We start from the raw sequence: 21968 nt of genomic DNA on the forward strand, positions 1-21968 counted from the left end.
GCTAGATTAATTGAAACTTAACGCCCGTGACATCACGGCTGTTCGAGCCTATATAAGCAATAAAATCACCTTGATCGCTCGCGTATTCTAGATTGGAATGGTGGTAACGGAGCTGTTCTTCAGTCAACTCAAAAGTCACCGTTTCCGATACTCCAGGGTCGAGGGCAATCCGCTTGAATCCCTTCAGTTCCTTTAACGGACGAATGACTTCTCCGACCAAATCCTGAACATAAAGCTGCACAATTTCTTCTCCAAACCGCTTACCCGTATTCGTTACTTTAACTGAAAGCTGAATGGTTTCATTCCCGGTCATTGCAGATGAGGAAATCTGAATATCGTCATAAGAGAAGGATGTATAACTTAATCCGAAACCAAAAGGATACAGCGGTTCATTCTCACTATCCAAATATTGAGACACAAACCGCTCTTGAGCATCCGGGGCATCTTTTGGACGACCGGTATTGTAGTTATTATAATAAACAGGAATTTGTCCAGCGTTGGCAGGAAAAGACATACTCAGCTTTCCAGAAGGGTTGACATCTCCGAACAGTAAATCAGCAACTGCTTGACCGGCTTCAGAACCAGGATACCAGGCTTCAAGAATCGCATCAGAAGCCTTCTTCACTTCAGTCAAATCCAGCGGACGTCCATTAAATAACACACTCACCACAGGTTTCCCGGTTCGCGCGAGCTTTTCCAGCAACTTCAACTGGGCATCTGGCAGCTTAATATTCGTGCGGGAGCCTGCTTCCCCGCTCATTTCTGATTTTTCTCCGAGCGCAAGTACAAGGATATCTGCCTCTTCAGCAGCCTCAAGAGCTTCCTGCAGTTCCTTTTCTTCCATTGCTTCAATTCCGCTGCCTTCAGCAATGATGAGCTGATCAGAAGAAACCTTAGAGAGAAATCCCTGTCTCATAGTCACTGCATCCTCTTTTGAACCTAGCCAGGACCACGGCCCAAGAACATCATTATTATTAGCAAAAGGTCCAATCAAGGCAATCTTTTGTTTTTTATTTAGAGGCAGGATTCCGTCGTTTTTCAAGAGTACACTGGACTTCCCAGCCAAGCGGCGCGCAACTTCTCTGTGAGCCTTCGAAAATACAAGTTCTCTTTCCTTTTCTTCATCCGCACCGCGATAGGGGTTATCAAACAATCCTAATTTTTCCTTGAGCTCGAGAATTCTCATCACGGATTGATCAATGAGCGATTCCTGCACAGAACCATTTTCCACCAATTCTTTCAAGTGATCATTGTAGCAAGCGGTCATCATCTCGATATCCACACTGCTCGTAATCGCCTTCAACGCAGCCGCAGATTCATCTGCCGCAACTCCGTGAGGGATAAGCTCTTTAACCGCACCCCAATCCGAAATCACAACACCTTCGAAGCCCCATTCTTTCCTTAATAAGTCATTCATCAACTCTTTATTTCCGGTAGCAGGTATTCCATTAACTGTCGTGAAAGCCGTCATGACCATCTCACAGCCGGCATCAAGGGCTGCTTTGTAAGCAGGCAGATAAACCTCCCTTAATTGGCGTTCTGACATGTCAACCGTGTTATAATCCCTTCCGCCTTCTACAGCTCCGTATGCTGCAAAATGTTTCACACAAGCGGCTACATGCTCCAAACTCGAGGAAAGATTCTCCCCTTGAAAGCCTTCAACCTGTACCTTAGCAAACTCTCCATTTAAGTAAGTATCCTCCCCGGTAGTTTCCATCACTCTTCCCCACCGCGGGTCACGAACTAAATCCACCATAGGAGCAAAAGTAACATGGATACCTGATACCGCAGCTTCCCGCGCTGCTATCTCAGCACTTTGCCGCGCCAAATCAAGATCCCACGAACAGCCAATGGCCAATGGAACAGGAAAGATCGTTTTATACCCGTGAACTACATCTGACATCATCAACAAAGGAATTCCCAGACGATTATCTTCCAGGTGACGCTTTTGAATATTCATAATTTCCCCCGCCCCTGAAGCGCCTAGAACCGATCCCGCATGTTGGGCTGTTTCTTCCGTGATTCCCATTCCTTCCAGCGGGCCGGTAATCTGCCCTTCTGAAGACGATCCTTTAAAAAACGGTGTCGCCAATTGCAGCAGCTGTCCTATTTTTTCATCCAGCGTCATTCGTTCTAATAATTGCTTAAGGAAGTCATCTCTCATCGTCACGCCTCCACCTTATAAATACATGATTGTTTTGTTTTCTTTCGAAATTTGTAATCGGTTTCAATATTAATATAACGAAATTAGTGAAACGTTTCAACCATTATAAGAAAAAGAGAAAAGAATGAATAATTTTCAAAAATCCTATTAATAAGGTAATTACTCGTAAATCTCCAGAAATTTTAAAAGAACAGTTGAAAACGGTTACACGTTAAATTATAATACGGTTATAGAAACGTTTCAATTAAATTTGGACGAGAGGGGTGACGTTCAGTCGCTTTTTCAGAAAAACCGGTAAGTCACCAGGATCACAAATGGAACAACTTTTAGAAAAATTATGATTACTTTTAAAAAGGAGTGCGGTGTTGTGGGGAAAAAACGAATCGGTTTAATTGCAGGAGTAATGCTCGCTGTCATGCTTGTGCTTGGAGCTTGTTCCTCTGATTCATCAGGAGAAGGTTCAGATGATAACACGATCAAAGTTTGGACGATGTCAAAAGCTTTAAAAGGATTTGTAAAAGACTACGAAAAAGAATCCGGAGTAAAAGTGGATGTGCAAGTGATTCCATGGGAAAATGCTCATGATAAATTGCTGACTGCTGTCGCTTCCGGGAAAGGACCGGACGTGTTGCAAATCGGGACGACCTGGGTAGCTGAATTTGCAGAAGCTGGAACTTTTCTTGATTTATCCGACCACATTAAAGACTACGATAACTTAAGCCCTGATAACTTTTATGATAGTGCGATTGAAACTACTCAATACAAAGACCAGACAATCGGGATACCGTGGTACGTAGATACCCGCTTGCTTTACTACCGTAAAGATATTCTTGGAGAAGTCGGTTATCCAAACGGTCCGGAAACGTGGGATGATATGATTGACGCATCTGAAAAACTGGCCGCTCGTGGAGATGGCCAATATGCTCTTGACATGCCGGCAACCGACCCGCAGTTTCCATTTATGCTTGCCTGGCAGCAAGGCTGGGATTATGACATTGACAAAGGAGCCGAAAACTTTAAAGAGCCATCCTTCAAGGAGGCTGTGAAGCTCCACCACCTCTATTATAAAGAAGGCTATTCCCAAACAGGAGAAGGAAAAGAATTCTTCCAGTCCTTCAGTGACGGTTCAAAACCAATGTTCTTCAGTGGTCCATGGGATATCAAAACGCTGAAAGACCGTGCCCCTGAAATTGATGGAAAATGGGATGTTCATGTGATGCCGAAAGCGGAAAACAATAAATCTATGATTGGCGGCGCACACCTCGCTGTATTCAATAATTCTGATAAAGTTGACAAATCTTTGGATTTCATTAACTGGATGGCTGACCCGGAAACACAAGTGGAGTGGTTTAAAACGAACAGTGAACTGCCTGCTAATAAAGCCTCCTGGGATGACCCGGCACTGGCTGATGATCCGAAGGTAAGTACGTTCGGAGAGCAGCTGGAGTCCACACAGGCCTTACCTTTGATTCCTGAATATGAGCGTCTTGGCCAGGAGTTACTCAAAACCCTTGAACAAATTAACCGGGGCGGAGCCGATGTAGATAAGGCAATAAAGGATTACCAATCAAAAGCAGAGAAAATTCTTAATTAAGATCGTTCACATAAGGGGTGCACGCAGATTGCCTGCGCTTGCACCCTGCTTCATTTCATTACTGGTGGGAGGAAGACCATGCATAAATTAAGTTCCAGGATGACCCCCTTATTATTTATCGGACCTGCAGTTCTGCTTCTTTTAGTGTTTTCAATACTGCCCATCTTTATTGCACTAGGGATAAGCTTTACAGATATGAACCTTATGGGCCTGGCTAACTGGTCCCAGGTTAATTTTACGGGCTTTGAAAATTACCTGGCCCTTATTAAAGACAAATCGTTTCTCCAGGCTATTGGAAACACATTTTTTTATGTCATTATTGGTGTTCCATTGGCTGTAATCAGTTCTTTTTTAATCGCTTTATTTTTGAATTTTGTAAGCAACTGGTTATCAACTACGTTCCGAATTATTTATTATATGCCTTCCATTACGAACATCGTTGCGATTGCCGTCGTATGGGGGTTCTTATACAACAAGGAATACGGATTGCTTAACTATTTGCTTTCGTTGCTTCATATGGACGCAGTTCCTTGGCTGGACGATCCGTTTATTGCCAAGATTTCACTGATCATTTTAGCCGTTTGGAAAAGTAACGGTGTCAGTATGCTGATTTTCTTAGCTGCTTTGCAGTCGATACCAAATACGCAATATGAAGCAGCAGATATCGATGGAGCGAATCGCTGGCAGAAACTGCGCTATATTACGATTCCATCGATGAGCTTTGCCACTTTTTTCGTAACCGTCACAACTTTGATCGGCTGGCTGCAATTCTTCGAAGAGCCTTTAGTCATGACAGATGGCGGACCGCTGAACGGGACGAATTCAATGGCTTTATTCATTTACCAGGAAGGTTTCCAATCCAACCAATTTGGATACGGGGCAGCGGCTTCCTTTATATTATTTGCTTTTGTCATTACCGCTACTTTGATTCAATTTAAGCTTAGAAAATCAGATTAACAGATGTGAGGTGATCCATATGAAACTAAAAAACAATTTTGAAAGATCGATCATTGCAGGGGTGCTGTTTGTTGGAGGATTACTCGTTTCCCTTCCTTTTATCTGGATGATCCTCAGCTCATTTAAGAATGAACGGGAAGTCTTAAGCATTCCACCTACGTTAATTCCTAAGAATCCAACGATTCACCATTACTTTGAACTGTTTCAAAATTTGAATTTCGACGTGTATTTAATCAATACCTTAATTATCGTAGTTTTTTCCATGTTCGGCTTGCTGTTAAATACAATGGCTGGATACGGCTTCGGAAAATTTCAATTCAGGGGAAAGGAAATCTGGTTTGGAATTGTCCTTATGACCATGATGATTCCAGGACAGGTAGCAATGATCCCTACTTACTTAATCCTGAACAAAATGGGATTGACCAATACAATGGCAGGGATCATCCTTCCGGGATTAATTGCAGCGTTTAACATCTTTCTTATCCGTCAGTTCATGGAAACCATTCCAGATGACTTAATCGAAGCAGCGAGGCTGGACGGAGCGGGAGAATTTTATATTTTCTTTAAATTAATTCTTCCATTATCTAAACCCGTTCTTGCCGTTCAAGTCATCTTAACCTTTATTGCTTCCTGGAACAGTTTCTTATGGCCATTAATCATTGCAAATGATGAATCTCTCTATACACTTTCTGTAGGATTAGCCCTTCTGCAGGACCAGAACGTGACCAATTATGGTTTACAAATGGCCGGAGCTACCTTTATGGTCATTCCGATTCTCATTATTTTTATCATTTTCCAAAAATACATTGTCGAAGGCTTCAACATGTCAGGTATTAAGTAAGGAAGAAAGGATAGGTGGGCAGTTTATGGCACGGCTTCAATGTGAATTCGGCTCTGAAATTCTATCGAAAAGTATGGGAATGACGGTATTACTACCTCAATCCCCTTTGGAAAAGGCTGACAACAAACAGAATGAAAAATTCCCTGTTCTCTACCTGCTCCACGGTTTTAGTGATAACCATACAATTTGGACGAGATTTACTTCGATTGAACGGTATGTGGCTGATCTCAACTTAGCGGTGGTGATGCCGGAAGTCGGTAACAGTTACTATACAAATATGGAATATGGCGAACGCTATTGGAGTTTTTTAACAGAAGAACTGCCCGTCGTCACCCGATCGCTGTTCCCTATCTCTGAAGAGCGGGAGGACACCTTTGTAGCCGGTCTTTCCATGGGAGGATTTGGAGCCTTGAAATGGGGGTTAAACAGCCCCGATCAATTTTCCGCCATCGCCAGTTTATCTGGCGTGACTGACCTGGCAGGTTATCTCAAAGACGTAAGAAGCCAAAATAACGATAAGAGCCGGTCGCTCTATCATGTATTTGGCAATGAAAACGTAACGAATACTCTCAATGATCCTATGGCAAAGTTAGAGGAACTGGACGAGCGTGAAGGAAAAAAACCAAAGATTTTCCAAGCTTGCGGAACCGAAGATTTCCTATACGAAAACAATCAGCGGTTTCATGAAAAGCTCCAGGAAACCAGCCTAAATTATGAGACGAACTTTGGACCAGGAGACCACAACTGGGAGTACTGGGACCGGTCCATTCAGGACGTGCTGCACTGGCTTCCTATTCGTCAAAACGTAAGTCCTTAGTATGATAAGATGTAAGAAAGTTTAGAAGACACGGAGGCAAACGTATGGCAACTATCAAAGATGTAGCTAAACTTGCTGGAGTAGCAATTTCTACTGCATCCTATGCATTAAATGGAAGCAGCAAAATAAGCGGTGAGACGAAGAAGAAAGTCGAAGAAGCCGCAAAAACATTAAACTATAAAAAGAACGGTTTGGCATCAGACTTAAAACGCACGAAAACCAACACGATCGCTTTAATTTTAACCGATTTATCCGGTCCGTTCTATTCTGAATTGATCAAAGGCGTTCAAGATGTAACGACGGCAAACGGCTACGATTTAATTGCCTGTAGTTCTATTGGAGGTTCAAAATCTACAGCGGCTAAATTTTTAACAGAAAAGCGAGTCGATGGAGCCATTATTCTCGCCCACAACATTAGTGACGAAATCGCACTAGAGGCCGCTAAGCACAATTTCCCTATTGTTGTACTCGACCGCCATTTAGAAAGCGAGTCCATTTATCAAGTAGAGGTGGATAACGTCCATGGCGGTTACCTGGCAACTGAGTATTTAATTAAACGCGGCCATAAAGAAATTGCGTATGTAAGCGGCCCTTCTAATTCCCATGACAATATTCTTAGATTTCAGGGATATATGGAAGCGCTTGAAGACAATCACATTCCCTACCAGCCAAAATGGAAGATAGTCAGTGACTTCACAAGAAGTGGAGGCTACCGGGCGACGAAGCTTTTAATCGCGCAAAATGATCTGCCTGAAGCGATCTTCTACGCAAATGATGAAATGGCGATTGGCGGTATGCAGGCATTTAAGGAAAAAGGCATCCAAGTTCCTGATGATATTTCAATGATCGGTTTTGACGATATTCAGCTTGCTGAATACGTACATCCACCGCTCACAACCATTCAACAGCCTAAATATGAAGCTGGGTCGCTTGCTGTCCATTTAATTTTCCAGGTGCTTGGCGGTGAAAAAATCAATCACCATTACAAGCTGACCACCGACCTAATTGAACGGAAGTCTGTGCGGGTCATTCAACCAAGCAGCTCTACTCAAGGCTGACTATTCATTTTCGCGGCGGGATTGCGAAGGACTACATTCAAAATTTCGCGGCGAAATTTATTTTTACTAAAACCTCCTCTAACTTAACCTCTGCCTACTCAGCCAGCGGAGCTTCATCTTCCTCCCAATTAATAAAGAAGCGTTCTTTTCTCTATACTTTTCTCAGCAATAGATAAACGAAATACGGAGCCCCGATCAATGCAGCCATAATTCCTGCAGGTATTCCTTCTGGTGGAGCGAGATTCCGTCCAATGGTGTCCGCTAAAAGCAGAAGCCACCCACCAATGAGAATGGCAACTGGGAGATAGACTTGGTTTCTAGGACCCACCAGAGATTTAGCAAGATGGGGAGCCATCAACCCGATAAAAGCGATCGCTCCCGTTACAGATACAGCTGATGCCGCTAACGCTACAGCGGCGAGCAATAGAATAAGCCGCTCTTTCTCTATGGATAGGCCGACACCGACAGAAACAGAATCACTTAATGCTAATAAATTGATCCGATTCGCCTTATATAACGTAAATGGAATTAATACGACAAGCCAAGGAAGAACAGCCATTATGTAAGGCCAATCCGTTCCCCAAATACTGCCCGCCAGCCAATTTGCAATAAAAGCTACTTTTTCCCGCTCTGCTGAAGAAATAAGTACAACCATGACGCCGGACAGCGCCATTGAAAAACCAACTCCTACAAGCACAAGGCGCACCGGTTGTAAACCAACGCTCTTCTGATAAGAAAAGATATAAATAAACACAGCTGTAATCAATGCCCCGAAAAATGCTGCAGCAGGAAGCATATAAACAAATACTCCTGCTTCCACTGGAAAGAACAAAAAGAAAATCGCCACGGCTGCTCCTGCCCCGGAATTAATTCCAATAATGCCGGGATCAGCTAAGTCATTCCGGGTAATGCCTTGCAGTATAGAGCCTGATACCGCGAGAGCCATGCCAGCAAGCATGGTCATAACGATTCTCGGAAGACGGATAGAAAACAGCACGAATTCCTCTTTGAAGGTCCCCTCCCCAAAAATGGTGGGGAAAATTCTGCTATAGGACACTGAAGAGTATCCCATACCTAATCCAATAACAGCCGTTAAAATAATAAGGACGGAAAAAACCATTAAAACGGTTCTTTGTTTTTTCAATATGGAAGGATCAATCATACCAGTTCTTTCCCTCCCTTGCGTACGATAATGAGAAAGAATGGCAAGCCCATAATCGAAATAATCGCTGCCACTGGTGTTTCATAAGGAGCATTAATCGTTCGTCCTAGAGTATCCGCAATCAGCATAAAGGCTGCTCCAAACACGGCAGACATCGGAAGAACAGATCGATAATCCGTCCCGAATACTGCACGTACAATATGGGGAACCATGAGTCCGATAAAAGCCATATTTCCTACAAGGGATACCGATGCCCCAGTAAGCAAAATAATAACTACAAATAGAATAGACTTAATTCGGGTAATTTTCTGTCCCAGTCCAACTGCTAACTCCTCATTTAAACTGAGAATAGTGAGCTGTCTTGCTAAAAGGAAGGAAACGACCAGTCCACCAGCAATAAAAGGAAAAAGGAGCTTCAGCTGCCCGATCGTCGTCCCTAACAATCCTCCTGCTGTCCACATGGATACGTCCTTGGAAATTTTATAATATAACCCGACTCCTTGTGCTATCGCAAATAAAAAAGCCGATACTGCAGCCCCAGCCAGCACAATCCGAATCGGTGAGAAGCCTCCCTGTTTTAAAGCCCCAATGCCAAATACCATCACAGCCCCGATAGCAGCTCCAATAAAGCAGGCAATCATAATTCCAAAATAATTAAGAGCGGGAAGAAAAGCGAGTGTGACAGCAAGGGCTGCATTAGCACCAGCTGTTAACCCAAGCAAACCAGGATCTGCAAGGGGATTCCTCGTTAATCCCTGCATGATTGCCCCTGCCACAGAAAGTCCCGCCCCCACCAATAATGCCCCAAGCTCTCTCGGAAGACGGAGTTCCCTGAGCATCGTGATAGATTCAGAAGATCGGCTGGAAAAAATCGCAAACCATACTTCCTTTAAACTCGTATCCGCCGCACCTAACACCATAGCTGCAATAAATGATACTATGAAGACGCTCGAGGACAAGCTAATTTTAATGAATGAAATTGAATGACGATGATCGCTCATAATCCTCTCATCTTTCTTTGAAAAAAGTAATGAAGAAGAGGAACATACCTCTTCTTCGGTTGGCTGACTGTTATCTTGAAGCGTTTATTATTCACCAAGGAATGATTTTTTGAAGAAATCGAGCTGATAATCCAGTGTAATCGGGTCATTAAAATAAAATTCTTTTGCATTTGCTTCATACACATGTCCCTTTTTCACTGCTGGAATATTCTTATACGTTTCTGTTTGCTGGAAAGAGCTTTCTATATCAGGGTTCTTACTAAAAATGATGTAATCCCCGGCGTATTCTGGAAGCACTTCAGGAGAAATCGCATAGTACCCCGGCTCTAAAGCCATCTCTTTTACTTTTTCCGGCATTTTTAAATTCATTTCCTGATAAAGAATCTCAGTTCCCCGGCCCCAATTATCTCCAAATACATAGAGCTGTTTATCGAAATTCTCGATAACTGATACTGTAGCATCTTCTCCAATTTTCTCACGGATTTTTTCTCCTGCGTCTTTCGATCGTTGCTTAAAATCTTCAACCCAGGCTTTTGCCTCTTCTTCTTTATTTAGTAGTTTGCCAATTTCGATGTGCTGTTCCAAATATCCCAGTTTTCCATAGGTATAGGTAACTGTAGGCGCAATTTCTTTAAGTTTGTCTTTATTCTTAATATTGGAAAGGCCGATAATGAGATCTGGATTTAATTCTATAATCTTCTCTAAATTCTCATCTGAAACCTCTTCCACATCTTTTAATTGATCCTGGAAACGGGGATTCATTTTCGACCAGGAATCGACCCCTGCTAGATTCACGTCCAATGCCATGACATTACCTGCATAAGAGGAAAGTACGACGACACGTTTAGGATCAGCAGGAACTTCTACAGGGCCATCCTCTGATTGGTATGTAATGGTTTCTTTCTTTGCGTCATCTGAAGAGGAATTGCTGCTAGCAGACTCTTCGGATTTATTCCCGCCACATGCAGTTAATAAAGCGGCAGCCAGCAATAAAAACGGAATAATGAACTTCTTCATGGTGATCTTCTCCTTTATCTATGTATCTTACAAATAAAAACCATAGAGCCTCCATAGCGTTGTAAGATCATGGTAATTAAATGATAATGATTATCACTTTCACTCAATATGAACTATAATTGCAATCTATGTATTTGTCAACTCCCTTTCTAAGTCAAAAGAATCAGAAGTGATAAAAGCAGCTCACCTTAGTAGTGAGCTGCTTTTATCATTTCCGGAATGGGGTGCGTTTTGATACGAGCTTTCATTGAATGAATTTTATTAACAAGAACGCCACTATTAGTATAAAACTGGCTCCAAGTGAACAAAGCGAAGCATAATAAGAATCCTTCCTCATCATTATTCCATTTCAAAATAGAGGGGAAAATGATAGCTGCAGCGCGCATTAAACGGGTGTTGGCAATGCGGACAGCGCTCGGACTCCATATAAGTCAAAATGGTTAATTCCCGGGAGCACTTCCCGCATAGAATAGCTTTCTCGTTCCATTTTTCTTTCGGCCACCTTAAAGCAGCATGCCCTGCAAGCTCCTCATGACAGCTGTAACAAGCATAATAGGATTGACAGCAGTAAAATTTAATCGCTACTATATCAACGTCCGTATGGTAATGGTCGCATCTTGTATCAGCGTCTACTTTGATGCCTTTAACTTCTGGTCTTGCATCCATTTGATTCACCTCTAAATGGATTATATCACAGCTTTTTTAAATCATAGACTTACTTAAAAGCAGCATTCAATTCATGGTTTTACTTTGAGCAGAGATCGAATACTATTGGAATTCTTTGTTAGAAAGACTTTCCTTCCTGTACCTTTTTACTGGAAGTATTTCTAAATAAAAAAACAGGACCCGGTTAGGAGTCCTGCTTTTACTTACTTTTCATATTCTCCAATTATCTCTACTGCTCTCTTTGTAATCGACGTATCGATGGATTTATCGAAATCAAACGTCCCCCTCGTAGCCCCGTTCTGCTGATACATGTCATACTGGGCTTTAATATCATCAACGAACATTTTTCCGTCCGGATTCAGCCCCGTTACCGCTACTTTCTCCCAAAGCTCAGGATCTTTCAGTGCTGTGTACTCGGTCATGATTTGAATGACTTCTTCCTTGCCTTCTCCCTTTAGGAAGGCATCATTATAGTCGCGCACTCCTTTTAAATAGGCAGCCATAAACCTTAACGAAATATTGCTCTCTTGATTAATGAACTTAGGAGAAGCGAGAACCATCGCGATCTGCGCCTCTGGTGCAAAATCAGTAGCATCGCCAAAACGCACATGAACCCCCTGTTCAATGCCTTGTGTGATCAACGGTTCTATTTGTAAAGCCGCATCAATGGATCCATTTCCCATGGAGGCGAGCATATTTCCGAAGTCTGACATAAGAACGAATTCTACGTCATTCTCAGAGAGACCGGCATGTTTTAACATTTTATGAAAAATGTAGTCATCTACAGCATTCTTTGAGGAAACAGCGATTCGCTTTCCTTTAAGATCCTGATATGTCTTAATTTTATCCTGTAAATCTTTTCTTATAACAAATGAAAAATATGAATCTCCTTGAACATAATGCCCTTTATCGGCAACGATTTTCACATCAATGCCTTGAGCAATCGCATTAAAGAATGAAGCTGTAGAAATTCCTCCGGCAATATCCACCTCTCCGGCAGCCAATGCCGGGAGCATGTCGTCACTATTTGCAAACTTCGTAAATTTAACATCAATATTGTAATCATCAAAATAGCCTTTTTCTTTCGCAATGTAAAAACCAGCTCCAGAAGCTGCCCCATCCTCGGCTATGACAACCGTCGCTCTTTCATTTAAAGGCGCTAAATCACCAGAAGGATTATTTTCACTTATTTCATTTTCCTGCCCGCTTCCTTCATTAGATGTAGAAGTATTTGAACTACAGCCGGCGATGATTAAGGCACTCAGTAATAACGGTGCACATACTAACTTCTTCAAAGATTTCACGATTTTCCATCCTCCTGCTCAAATTCTTGAGCCTTGTACTTGGTCATACAGGTGGTTCCAAATCTCAACAAAGCAGTCCGCCATCGCCGGATCGGAGCGTACTTGTTCCATACTTCTCGGCCGCGGCAGATCAATGGATTTTTCCTCAACGATTTTTCCAGGCTGGGCACTCATCAATAGAATTCTGTCACTCAGCAGAAGGGCTTCATCAATACTATGAGTAATAAACAAAACGGTTTTTTTAGTTTCTGACCATATGTTCAGCAGTTCTTCCTGTAGAATGAATTTATTTTGTTCGTCCAGGGCGGCAAACGGTTCATCCATTAAAAGAATTTCCGGATCATTCGCAAAAGCTCTGGCGATGCTTACTCTTTGCTTCATCCCTCCAGAGAGCTCTTTTGGATAAAGATTCGCAAATTTATCCAGACCGACTTTTGCTAAGTAATAAGCAGTTCTTTCTTTCACCTGCTGTTTCGGGAGGTGTCTCATCTTTAACCCAAACGCAACGTTTTCCTCGACTGTCAGCCAGGGGATAACCCCTCGTTCCTGAAAGACCATCGATTGCAAAGGACGTTTCTTTTCCCCCTGATTGATCTCATATGAACCAATACTGGGACTTTCCAACCCTGCCAGTATGCGCAGCAAAGTCGTTTTTCCACACCCGCTCGGTCCAATTAGACAAACAAATTCCCCATCTTCAATATCAAGGGAAATATCCTCCAGAGCCGTCACACTGCTGCCTTTTTTATAGAACACTTTTGTTAAGTTCTGAAGCGAAATCTTAGGCTTTTCTCTCATTTCCTACCACTCCCTTACTTCCATGGCAGTAACTTAACTTGAAACGCTCTCAGTATGAGTGAGAATAGATAACCGAAGAAAGAAATGAGCACTAAACCGACATACATCTCTTTAAGCAGAAATGCACTGTAAGACGTCCATATTAAGTAACCAATACCTGATGTTGCTCCCATCATTTCTGCTGCTACAATGGTTAATAAGGCAATGGCCTGCCCCATTTGAATACCTTCGATCATGACGGGAAGTGATCCCGGCAGAGCAATCTTAAAGAAAAAATCCTTCGATCCTGCTCCATAATTTCGAGCTACATCTAAATATATCCGATCAATATTGACAACACCTGCCACGGTATTAATGACCACAGGGAAAAATACACTTCCTGCAATGGTCACAATTTTCGATACCTCCCCAATTCCAAAGAGGATTAATATAATCGGAAGAAGAGCGAGAGTTGGAATGGGCATTAACGCCATGATCAACGGTGAAAAGAAATGCCGGATAGGTGAATACAAGCCCATAAGCAGGCCGAGAACCACTCCCGGAATCACCCCCAGCAAAAAGCCGGCCAAAATTCTAAACAACGAGATGCCAATATGGTGAAATAACTCACCACTGGTACCCATTAATAGAAACGTTCCTACAATTTCAGAAGGCGGTGGAAAAAACCTCGCATCGACCATTCCTGTTCGCGACAAAAATTCCCACAAAATTAATATGAAAATGGGAGAAGCAATTGTAAGTGCCTGTTTAAATCGGTTTCTAAGCTGTTTCTTTTTCCACTCTTCACGTTCTATGGCAAAAGGATCATGCCCCGCGTGAATGTTCTTCATCTTCACCACCTCTTAATGCCAATCATATGTGCATCTGCCTACAAGTGTGAAAATGCGTCGCCTCTCCTTTCCCAGACAATAAAAAAAGAACTTCCCTATTGGAAGTTCCTTCAGCTCACAATTCATTAAAATCCTTTTACCGGTTCACGTTTTTCCCAGCCTTCCCTGAACAAAGGAAGAAAATTTTCGCGTTTGTAAGGATGCTTGCTGATCTCGTCTAAATTCAAGTCGGTTCCCCATCCCGGACGATCGCTGACTTGAATGTACCCGTCTTTAATATCCACAGTATTTGTAAGAATATTTTTCGTCCAAGGCTCGTTAAAGTCTTCAAAAATTTCATGAATGAAAAAATTAGGCGTAGCTGTATTTAAATGAGCGCATACGATGGAGCACAAGGGCCCTTGGGCACTATGCGGGGCAGTGACTCCATTAAAAGCATTGACCATTCCTGCTACTTGCTTGGCAGCAGTTAACCCCATAAATTGAGGCTCAAGCTGGATAATGTGAACTTGATTATGAGAAAGCAGTTCGGCGAATTGCTCCTTACAATAATAATCTTCCCCGCAAGCAATCGGAACCGGACTACGTTTGGCTACTTCAATCATTGAAGATACACTTTGCGGTGGCACAGGGGCTTCGAACCACGTAGGTTCGTATTCAGCCATCTTTTCAGCAAACCTCAATGCAGTATGAACGCTGAAGCGATTATGTCCTTCTACTAGCACATCGACTTTATCTCCTACTGCTTCTCTGACCGCCCCAATCAAGTCGAGCGCTAATTGGAAGTCTCCCCTTTCTACCGCTCTCCAGGAAGATCCAAATGGGTCAAACTTCAACGCCGTGTAGCCCTTTTCCACAACCTGCTTAGCCAGGTGATAAAAATTGTCCGGTGTACGGGGACCGCTTGTGTACCAGCCGTTTGCATATACTCTCAAGCTGTCATGGCACTTTCCTCCCAGCAGTTTGTACACCGGCTGTTCCAAAACTTTCCCCATAATATCCCAGCAGGCAAACTCAATACCCGAAAGCGCCGCTCCTTGAATTTGCCCGCCATCCGAAAATACATCCCTGAACATCTTTAAAGAATGGCTTTCTACATTAAACGGGTCCTGACCAATGACATAAGGCTTCAACTCATGAATTGCAGCTTCTACAGTTTTCCCAAAACCATTTAAGGTGGCTTCTCCAATTCCGTGAACACCTTCATCCGTATCCACCTGCACAAACACCCAGTTTTTCCACCCATTCCCGGCGATATAAGTCTGAACATCAGTGATTTTCATGCTTCCACTCCTTTTTATTAATGAAATGATTGGCAGCATAAGAAGAATACCTTCCTCTTTATGCATTCATAAACCCAAATTAAACTGAAATCAGGCAAATAAACTTAACAGAAGACAAACGGCAAAACCAACGAGTGCGACGATCGTTGACATGATTGTCCAAGATTTTAACGTTTCACCTTCAGTCATTCCGAAATAGCGGTTCACCATCCAAAAACCCGAGTCGTTCACATGCGAAGCAATCGTTGCCCCGGAGGCGACCGCAATGACTAAAATGCCTTTCATTGGTTCACTTACATCAAATGAGCTTAACAGCGGTGCAACTAGACTGGATGCAGTTACCATGGATACAGTAACAGACCCTTGGGCAACCCGGACTACAGCCGCAGTTATAAAAGCAAAAACAACAAGAGGGAGATCTGTTTTTTCCATAGCATTAGCTAAGACATCTCCTATCCCTGAGGCTACCAGCATTTCGCCGAACACCCCTCCTGCCCCAGTAACAAGAATTATAATCCCGGCAGGTTCCAGAGCTTTAGTTGTCAGCTTCTGTATTTCATATTTGGAATATCCTCGCTTAGTACCAAAAATATAGAAGGTTAATAATGTTGCAATCGTAAGCGCTACGAAAGGGTGCCCGATAAATACAAGCACACTTCGTAAAGTACTCTCCTCAGGTAGCAGTACGTCAGCGGTCGTGCTGAACAATATTAAAATAATCGGCAGGAGAATAATGGAAATGACATTCCAGAAACTCGGCAATTCCTTCCCATTGTATATGACCTCCCCTTTTTCTTCCTTTTCTGACAGGGCGGCTGCCTGTTCCTGCATAAATTCCGGGATGCCCAGATGAACTTTTTTCGAAATATAGTCACCAAAAATGGGGCCAGCCAAAATCATCGCCGGGATCCCCGCTATTAACCCAAATAAGATTACCCAGCCAAGATCTGCTCCTATTAAGGAAGCGGAAGCAATGGGGCCGGGAGTGGGCGGGATCATCCCATGAGCTACGATTAAACCGGCAAGTAAAGGTATTCCATAGTAAAGCAGCGACTTGTTGGATTTTCTAGTTAAGCTGTAAAGAATAGGCATTAATATGACAAGTGCCACATCAAGAAACACAGGAATTGAAATAATCAAGCCTGCAATACTTAGAGCCCATGGACTTTTCTTTTCCCCAAATTTATTCAGCAGGGTTAAAGCAAGCCGTTCGGCTCCACCTGAAACCTTCAACACCTCTCCGAACATCGCTCCTAAGCCGATAATGATAGCTATAAAAGCGAGTGTTCCGCCCATCCCGTCTTTAAATGTCTGGATAATTTTCTCGGGAGGCATTCCGACGGCAAGTCCTACGAGAAAGCTTACGACCATTAAAGCTACAAAAGCTTGAAGCTTCGTTTTCATGACGAGGAATAAAAGTAAAGCAACACCAAAGCAGGCAACGATAATCAACCATGCAGTAGATTCCAATTTAGCCCCTCCTAAAAAGTGATGAAACTTTTCCCAATGTACACCGGCAACCCGTATTCCTAAATCTTCAATTAAGGACCACGGCAAAAAGACAGCGCTTTCAAAATTACTTTTATACGGTTTTAATGCATGAGAAATACAGCTAGCACAATAAGTAAGGCTGTGTGCTATCTGGTAATTTCTGCATGGTTAGAACCTTCGGGAAACACCTGCTTATCCATAGATTCACATTCACTTTAGAGTCCAGTTTATATCGCTAATAGGAGGAGCCTATCCTTCTTTTCAGAGGAAATCTGCTAATGAACACCCGCAAAAGTTCTATATAATAAAACTTCGTTTCATCATATACGCAAAGAAAACCTAAGGTTATTCAATACATCTTCAACATTATGAAGCGCCCTGCCGATAACCCATCTGCTTGGAAATTCTTTCAGCAGTTTGTCTCATCATCGGTACTAACTGCTCTAGCTGCTTATCATTCAACTGAGGGGTAGGCATGGAAAGGCTGAAGGCCGCTGTTACTTCTCCGGTGTGATTATAAATTGGAAAAGCCAGACAGCTGATTCCAGGTTCGTTCTCCTCACGGTCGATGGCGTAGCCGCGTTCTCTAATTCTCTCTAACTCTTTCAGGAAATCAGGTTTATTCGTTAATGTATTAGCTGTACGCTTCTCAAAATGATACCCATCCAGAATAGCGTCGATTTCTTCCTGTTTCCTAAAAGCCACAAGTGTTTTCCCGACTCCACTACTATGAACTGGCGCTCTGCGACCGATTCGTGAATATTGAACGTTCCCAGATGTCCCTTCCACTTTATCGATATAAACGCCTTCTTTTCCTTCTAATATCACTAAATGCAGCGTATGACCTGTTTTTCTCGAAAGCTCCAACAAATCTTTTCTTGCAACGGAACGAATATCTAAGTTGTAAATTACAAAGTTGCCTCTTTCAAATAATTTCATACCGAGTCTATATTTTCCATTTTCACTGACTTTTTCAATGTATCCATGTTCTTGTAGTGTTTTTAATAATGAATGAACCGTACTTTTATTTAAATGCATACGGTTACTGATTTCAGTAATCTTCAGTTCAGGTTCAAATTCATTAAATAAATCTAATATTTTCAGTGCACGCTCGACCGACTGAATAATTGGCATTTTCATTCATCCCTTATAAAAATATGGTTAGGATTATATTAACACATCTATGATTAGTTTATGAATCGCCAGCCGGAGCAGAAAAACATTAACGCAAGGTCGAAGATAACTGTCCTTCCACTGGAACGGCAAGACCTTTTGCGCCTTTCTCTGACATTTTTAAGTGGGGCGCGTACCTTTGGATCATTTCAAATCCAACGCGAGCCCTCCTTACCCGCTCCTTCGATAATGCAATGGAAGTATCCTCCAGATGTGTGCCCGATGGATAAATATTAGGAGCATTCCTCAAACCGAACTTAATGTAAACCGGGGCAGCAACTCTGATGATTTCAGGAATGTCGAAATGACGAATAAAGCCACCTATATCGTCCGGCACTTCAACGTAAATGTCCAATGGCAGATCTACCGCCTGCCGGATAGCCGCCAGCCGTGAGAGTGTGAGATCCGTTGGCACATTAAACGTTCCTGCTCCAATTTGTTCCATCAAACGGATGGATACTGGATTCGACTGTCCCATCTGCACGGATACTTTAACGATAAGATCGTTCGGCAGCTCACCTAGCTTTTTAAATTCATTCACCAGCCATAATATACCTTCATCAGCTACGAGAATACTACGCAGCCCCGCTTCACACCCCCGTTTAATATCTTCAATAGCATAGACGAGCTGGTCCATTCCTTCCACACGCTGTCCTGCAATCTTTCCTGCGCTTGACCAGGGCATGGCTGTAATATCCCAGCCACCGCGCGGACCCACGAATAAACTTGCTTCGAGTTTTTCTTTTCTCGCCAGCTTCACCATGTCGGTTAACTCCTGATCTGTGTATAACATAATTCCGCTGCCTTGAGAGATTCTGTGAATCGGCACTTGGTATTTGCTGGAAGCTCCCAATACAGCATGCAGTGAATTTACTCCTTCCACACTGGGAATTTCAATTCGATATTGGGCCCCATCAGGAAATGTCTTAGTAGAAGTAGGAAGCTCATGACAGTCTTTTCCGGGAAATCCGAGTTTTTCAATCGTCTCCCTTGTTCGATCCACTCCACTCACCCCCTGCTTTTCGAATCGTGAGGCACGTTCTCAAACGAATAAGTGCTTGCTTTCGCAATCGAAAACCTCCCATCATTAGTTCTATAATATAAAACTAAGTTTTATAATAATTCAATAAAGATGTTACACGAGAGGTTTTTTGAAGTCAACTTTTATTTTGAATTTTCGGAAAAATGATTCGATGGTACTTTTATTTGTGATCTGACCCAACTTTTTACCCGCAAAAAAACTCCTATTTAATGAATAAACAGAAGTTTTATGGTCAATATGGAAACGAATCAGCCCAGCAGCTGCAGGAATTTCTCTTCTGTAATAATTTCGATATTCAGCCCTTCCTCTCTCAACGCTTCTGCTTTCTTCAGCTTACTTGTTTTCTGCCCTTCTTGTTTGTATTTCAAATAATCACGATTGCCTACTACTAAGTAATCGATATTCGCTTGAACGCTGTCCGTACATAAACCGCCAAAACTGACTACTTTCTGCATGGCTTCCCTTCTTTTGAGAGACTGCAAGGTTCCAGTAAAAGCAAAGGTTGCCTGGTACATTGGATGATCCACATCAAACTCTGACGTTGCAGCCACGAAATCCTTAGCTGAAGGAGAGCTCTTTTTTCTCGTTAGTCTGGCCGGCTCATACCCAGATGGATAGATCCTCCCATTTATCGTATTCGTTGCCACCTGCAACTCTTGCACATTGTCTACTTTATGATGCTCACAGGCTTTCATTAATATGATAGCTGCGGCTTGAGCATCTTCTAATGCATGGTGATGCTCGAAATGGATACCCAGCATCTTCGCCAGTGATTTTAAATTATAGCTCTTTAAATGCGGCCACGTTTTCTTCGCCAGATTGACGGTACAGTTATACGTCAGTTCAGGATAAGAGATTTGATAATCGTCAAGCACCTTGCGAAGAACACTCATGTCAAAACTGGCGTTGTGAGCAACCACAAACTTCCCCTCCAGCTTCTCCTTAATTTCTTCTCCCCATAATTCATTAAATTCCTTTTCGTCCCGCACGTCTTCTTTTGTAATCCCGTGGATACTTGTATTTATAGAATGAAAATAATTACGTTTTGGTTTGACAAGACGATAATATTCATCAGCAAGCCGTCCATGCTCATATTCTATTAATCCAATTGAGCAGACACTTGATCTTGAGGAATTTGCTGTTTCAAAATCAATCGCCACAAAATTCATACTCCCACTCCTTATGTAAGCTCCTTTTAGTTTTAGTTTCTATGTTCCCTTTCCACTCAAAAATAACCTGTGAAATCTAAATCAATCATACTCTTCTGGAAAAATTTTTACAAAAAATTAATTGCTCCTTCATCCCTATAACAGCAAATCTTTTTTCTCTCCACATCCAGTTCGTGTTCTAAGGACAAGTTTAATTCAGATTTTTCCTGGCAATAAGGAAATAAAACTTCAACAAGGATGTGAGAGAATGCAAGCTGTCACTTATCAAGGCAAAGAACAAATGAAGGTAAAAGAAGTAGCCACTCCTGAAATACAGGAAAATAGTGATATGATCGTCAGAATTACAGCAAGCGGAATCTGCGGATCTGATCTTCATTTATATAAAGGCGGGATCGAACCTGATATTGACTACGTAGTTGGTCATGAGCCAATGGGAATTGTAGAAGAAACCGGCCCTGATGTAAAAACGCTGAAGAAAGGCGACCGCGTTGTGATTCCATTTAACATTGGGTGCGGGGAATGCTTCTATTGCAAAAACCAGATGGAAAGTCAGTGCGATGAATCCAACCCTCACGATGAACGCGGAGGCCTGTTTGGTTTCACCGAGGTTAACGGAAACTTCCCCGGCGGTCAGGCAGAGTACCTGCGTGTTCCGTATGCGGATTTTACTTCGTTTAAAGTTCCAGAATCAAGTGAATTAGAGGATGAAAGTGTTCTCTTCCTATCCGATGTGATACCGACTGCTTATTGGAGCGTGGAACACAGCGGCGTTAAAAAAGGGGATAAAGTGATTATTCTCGGAAGCGGTCCGATCGGTTTAATGGCTCAGAAATTTGCTCGACTTAAAGGAGCGGAAAGAGTCATCGCCGTAGACCAGGTCGACCATCGTCTTGAGCACGCGAAAAGGACAAATGATGTGGAAACCTATAACTTTAAAAATGAAGAAAATATCGGCGCATTACTTCACGAGGATACCCAAGGCGGTGCCGATGTAGTGATCGATTGTGTAGGCATGGATGGCACCGTTCCACCGAACAAAGAATTCGGTTCTGAATTCGATAATCAGTTCGGCACCATCAGCCCTATTAAAACTGCTTCTCAGGCTGTCCGTAAATTCGGGACAGTGCAATTGACGGGCGTTTACGGAACTGAAGCTAACGGTTTTCCTATAGGAGATTTTTTCACCCGCAACGTTTCCTTGCAGATGGGTCAGGCTCCGGTCATCCACTTGATGCCTGAACTTTATGACATGATTGAAAATAAAGAATTTGATCCGACCGACATCATCACCCATTCGCTCGATATCAAAGATGCCGCAAAGGGGTATGACATTTTTGATAAAAAAGAAGACGGCAACATCAAAGTAATTCTTAAACCATAGTTCAATAAAGAATGGCCTGGAGCAAATTGCTCCAGGCTTTTCTTATGAAGATTTTTTATCTTTTCCTCTTCATAAACCGTTCAATTACGAGCCGCCTTTATTATAAAAAAACGATGCACAACGATTTATACCTAGATTTGAAATTTTATTTCATAAAAATTAATATCAACGATTTTTTATTCTAAAAATGCTATACTTACTGAAAGCGCTTAATACAATG

At 42.5% G+C, this 21968-nt stretch carries 19 protein-coding genes; 6 read left to right on the forward strand and 13 right to left on the reverse strand.

Translation table 11 applies throughout. From position 1 onward, the window contains the following. Position 1 precedes the first annotated feature (1 nt). Positions 2-2164, reverse strand: a complete 2163-nt coding sequence (gene bglX, locus MUN89_RS19335) for a beta-glucosidase BglX (RefSeq protein WP_244709601.1) — start codon at positions 2162-2164, stop codon at positions 2-4. Between the two features lie 367 nt (positions 2165-2531). On the opposite strand from bglX, the gene MUN89_RS19340 reads away from it, so the two are divergent. The 5 genes from MUN89_RS19340 to MUN89_RS19360 all read left to right on the forward strand — a co-directional run bounded on the left by MUN89_RS19340 (position 2532) and on the right by MUN89_RS19360 (position 7431). Continuing rightward, positions 2532-3758, forward strand: a complete 1227-nt coding sequence (locus MUN89_RS19340) for a sugar ABC transporter substrate-binding protein (protein ID WP_244709603.1) — start codon at positions 2532-2534, stop codon at positions 3756-3758. 78 nt (positions 3759-3836) lie between these two features. Further along, positions 3837-4715, forward strand: a complete 879-nt coding sequence (locus MUN89_RS19345; RefSeq protein ID WP_244709605.1) for a carbohydrate ABC transporter permease — start codon at positions 3837-3839, stop codon at positions 4713-4715. 19 nt (positions 4716-4734) lie between these two features. Beyond that, positions 4735-5556 carry a carbohydrate ABC transporter permease gene (locus MUN89_RS19350; protein ID WP_244709607.1) on the forward strand — a complete coding sequence of 274 codons (822 nt, stop codon included), beginning with the start codon at positions 4735-4737 and terminating at the stop codon, positions 5554-5556. Between the two features lie 25 nt (positions 5557-5581). Continuing rightward, the gene (locus MUN89_RS19355) at positions 5582-6373 is read left to right on the forward strand and encodes an alpha/beta hydrolase (RefSeq protein WP_244709608.1); all 792 of its coding nucleotides are present in this window, start codon (positions 5582-5584) and stop codon (positions 6371-6373) included. Between the two features lie 44 nt (positions 6374-6417). Beyond that, positions 6418-7431 (forward strand): LacI family DNA-binding transcriptional regulator, encoded by a 1014-nt coding sequence (locus tag MUN89_RS19360; protein ID WP_244709610.1) that lies wholly within the window; start codon positions 6418-6420, stop codon positions 7429-7431. A 151-nt stretch (positions 7432-7582) separates the two neighbouring features. Here the strand turns inward: MUN89_RS19360 and MUN89_RS19365 are convergent, their stop codons facing one another. From MUN89_RS19365 to MUN89_RS19420, 12 genes are all read right to left on the reverse strand, one after another. Continuing rightward, positions 7583-8593, reverse strand: a complete 1011-nt coding sequence (locus MUN89_RS19365; RefSeq protein ID WP_244709612.1) for a FecCD family ABC transporter permease — start codon at positions 8591-8593, stop codon at positions 7583-7585. Beyond that, complete coding sequence (locus MUN89_RS19370) at positions 8590-9594, reverse strand: FecCD family ABC transporter permease (RefSeq protein ID WP_244709614.1); 1005 nt, start codon at positions 9592-9594, stop codon at positions 8590-8592. Before MUN89_RS19370 ends, MUN89_RS19365 begins: the two co-directional genes overlap by 4 nt. 87 nt (positions 9595-9681) lie before the next feature. Further along, the gene (locus tag MUN89_RS19375) at positions 9682-10611 is read right to left on the reverse strand and encodes an iron-hydroxamate ABC transporter substrate-binding protein (protein WP_244709615.1); all 930 of its coding nucleotides are present in this window, start codon (positions 10609-10611) and stop codon (positions 9682-9684) included. Between the two features lie 339 nt (positions 10612-10950). Continuing rightward, positions 10951-11277, reverse strand: a complete 327-nt coding sequence (locus MUN89_RS19380) for a CHY zinc finger protein (protein WP_244709617.1) — start codon at positions 11275-11277, stop codon at positions 10951-10953. A 203-nt stretch (positions 11278-11480) separates the two neighbouring features. Next, positions 11481-12584 (reverse strand): ABC transporter substrate-binding protein, encoded by a 1104-nt coding sequence (locus MUN89_RS19385; RefSeq protein ID WP_244713947.1) that lies wholly within the window; start codon positions 12582-12584, stop codon positions 11481-11483. A 15-nt stretch (positions 12585-12599) separates the two neighbouring features. Further along, a complete protein-coding gene (locus MUN89_RS19390) occupies positions 12600-13379 on the reverse strand; it encodes an ABC transporter ATP-binding protein (RefSeq protein ID WP_244709619.1) in 780 nt (259 codons plus the stop codon). 14 nt (positions 13380-13393) lie between these two features. Continuing rightward, positions 13394-14209, reverse strand: coding sequence for an ABC transporter permease (locus MUN89_RS19395; protein ID WP_244709621.1), 816 nt, complete (start codon positions 14207-14209; stop codon positions 13394-13396). A gap of 125 nt (positions 14210-14334) precedes the next feature. Further along, positions 14335-15492 carry a mandelate racemase/muconate lactonizing enzyme family protein gene (locus MUN89_RS19400; protein ID WP_244709622.1) on the reverse strand — a complete coding sequence of 386 codons (1158 nt, stop codon included), beginning with the start codon at positions 15490-15492 and terminating at the stop codon, positions 14335-14337. 90 nt (positions 15493-15582) lie between these two features. Then, the gene (locus MUN89_RS19405; protein ID WP_244709624.1) at positions 15583-16962 is read right to left on the reverse strand and encodes a GntP family permease; all 1380 of its coding nucleotides are present in this window, start codon (positions 16960-16962) and stop codon (positions 15583-15585) included. Positions 16963-17349: 387 nt separating this feature from the next. Then, positions 17350-18117 carry an IclR family transcriptional regulator gene (locus MUN89_RS19410; RefSeq protein WP_244709626.1) on the reverse strand — a complete coding sequence of 256 codons (768 nt, stop codon included), beginning with the start codon at positions 18115-18117 and terminating at the stop codon, positions 17350-17352. Between the two features lie 88 nt (positions 18118-18205). Next, positions 18206-19159 (reverse strand): U32 family peptidase, encoded by a 954-nt coding sequence (locus MUN89_RS19415; RefSeq protein WP_244709628.1) that lies wholly within the window; start codon positions 19157-19159, stop codon positions 18206-18208. A gap of 287 nt (positions 19160-19446) precedes the next feature. Then, positions 19447-20367 (reverse strand): exonuclease domain-containing protein, encoded by a 921-nt coding sequence (locus MUN89_RS19420; protein WP_244709630.1) that lies wholly within the window; start codon positions 20365-20367, stop codon positions 19447-19449. Between the two features lie 247 nt (positions 20368-20614). On the opposite strand from MUN89_RS19420, the gene MUN89_RS19425 reads away from it, so the two are divergent. Next, entirely contained in the window at positions 20615-21748 is a 1134-nt protein-coding gene (locus MUN89_RS19425) for an alcohol dehydrogenase catalytic domain-containing protein (protein WP_244709632.1), read from the forward strand. The last annotated feature ends 220 nt before the right edge of the window (positions 21749-21968 follow it).

The sequence above is a fragment of the Halobacillus salinarum genome (assembly GCF_022919095.1).
Taxonomy (GTDB): domain Bacteria; phylum Bacillota; class Bacilli; order Bacillales; family Halobacillaceae; genus Halobacillus_B; species Halobacillus_B salinarum.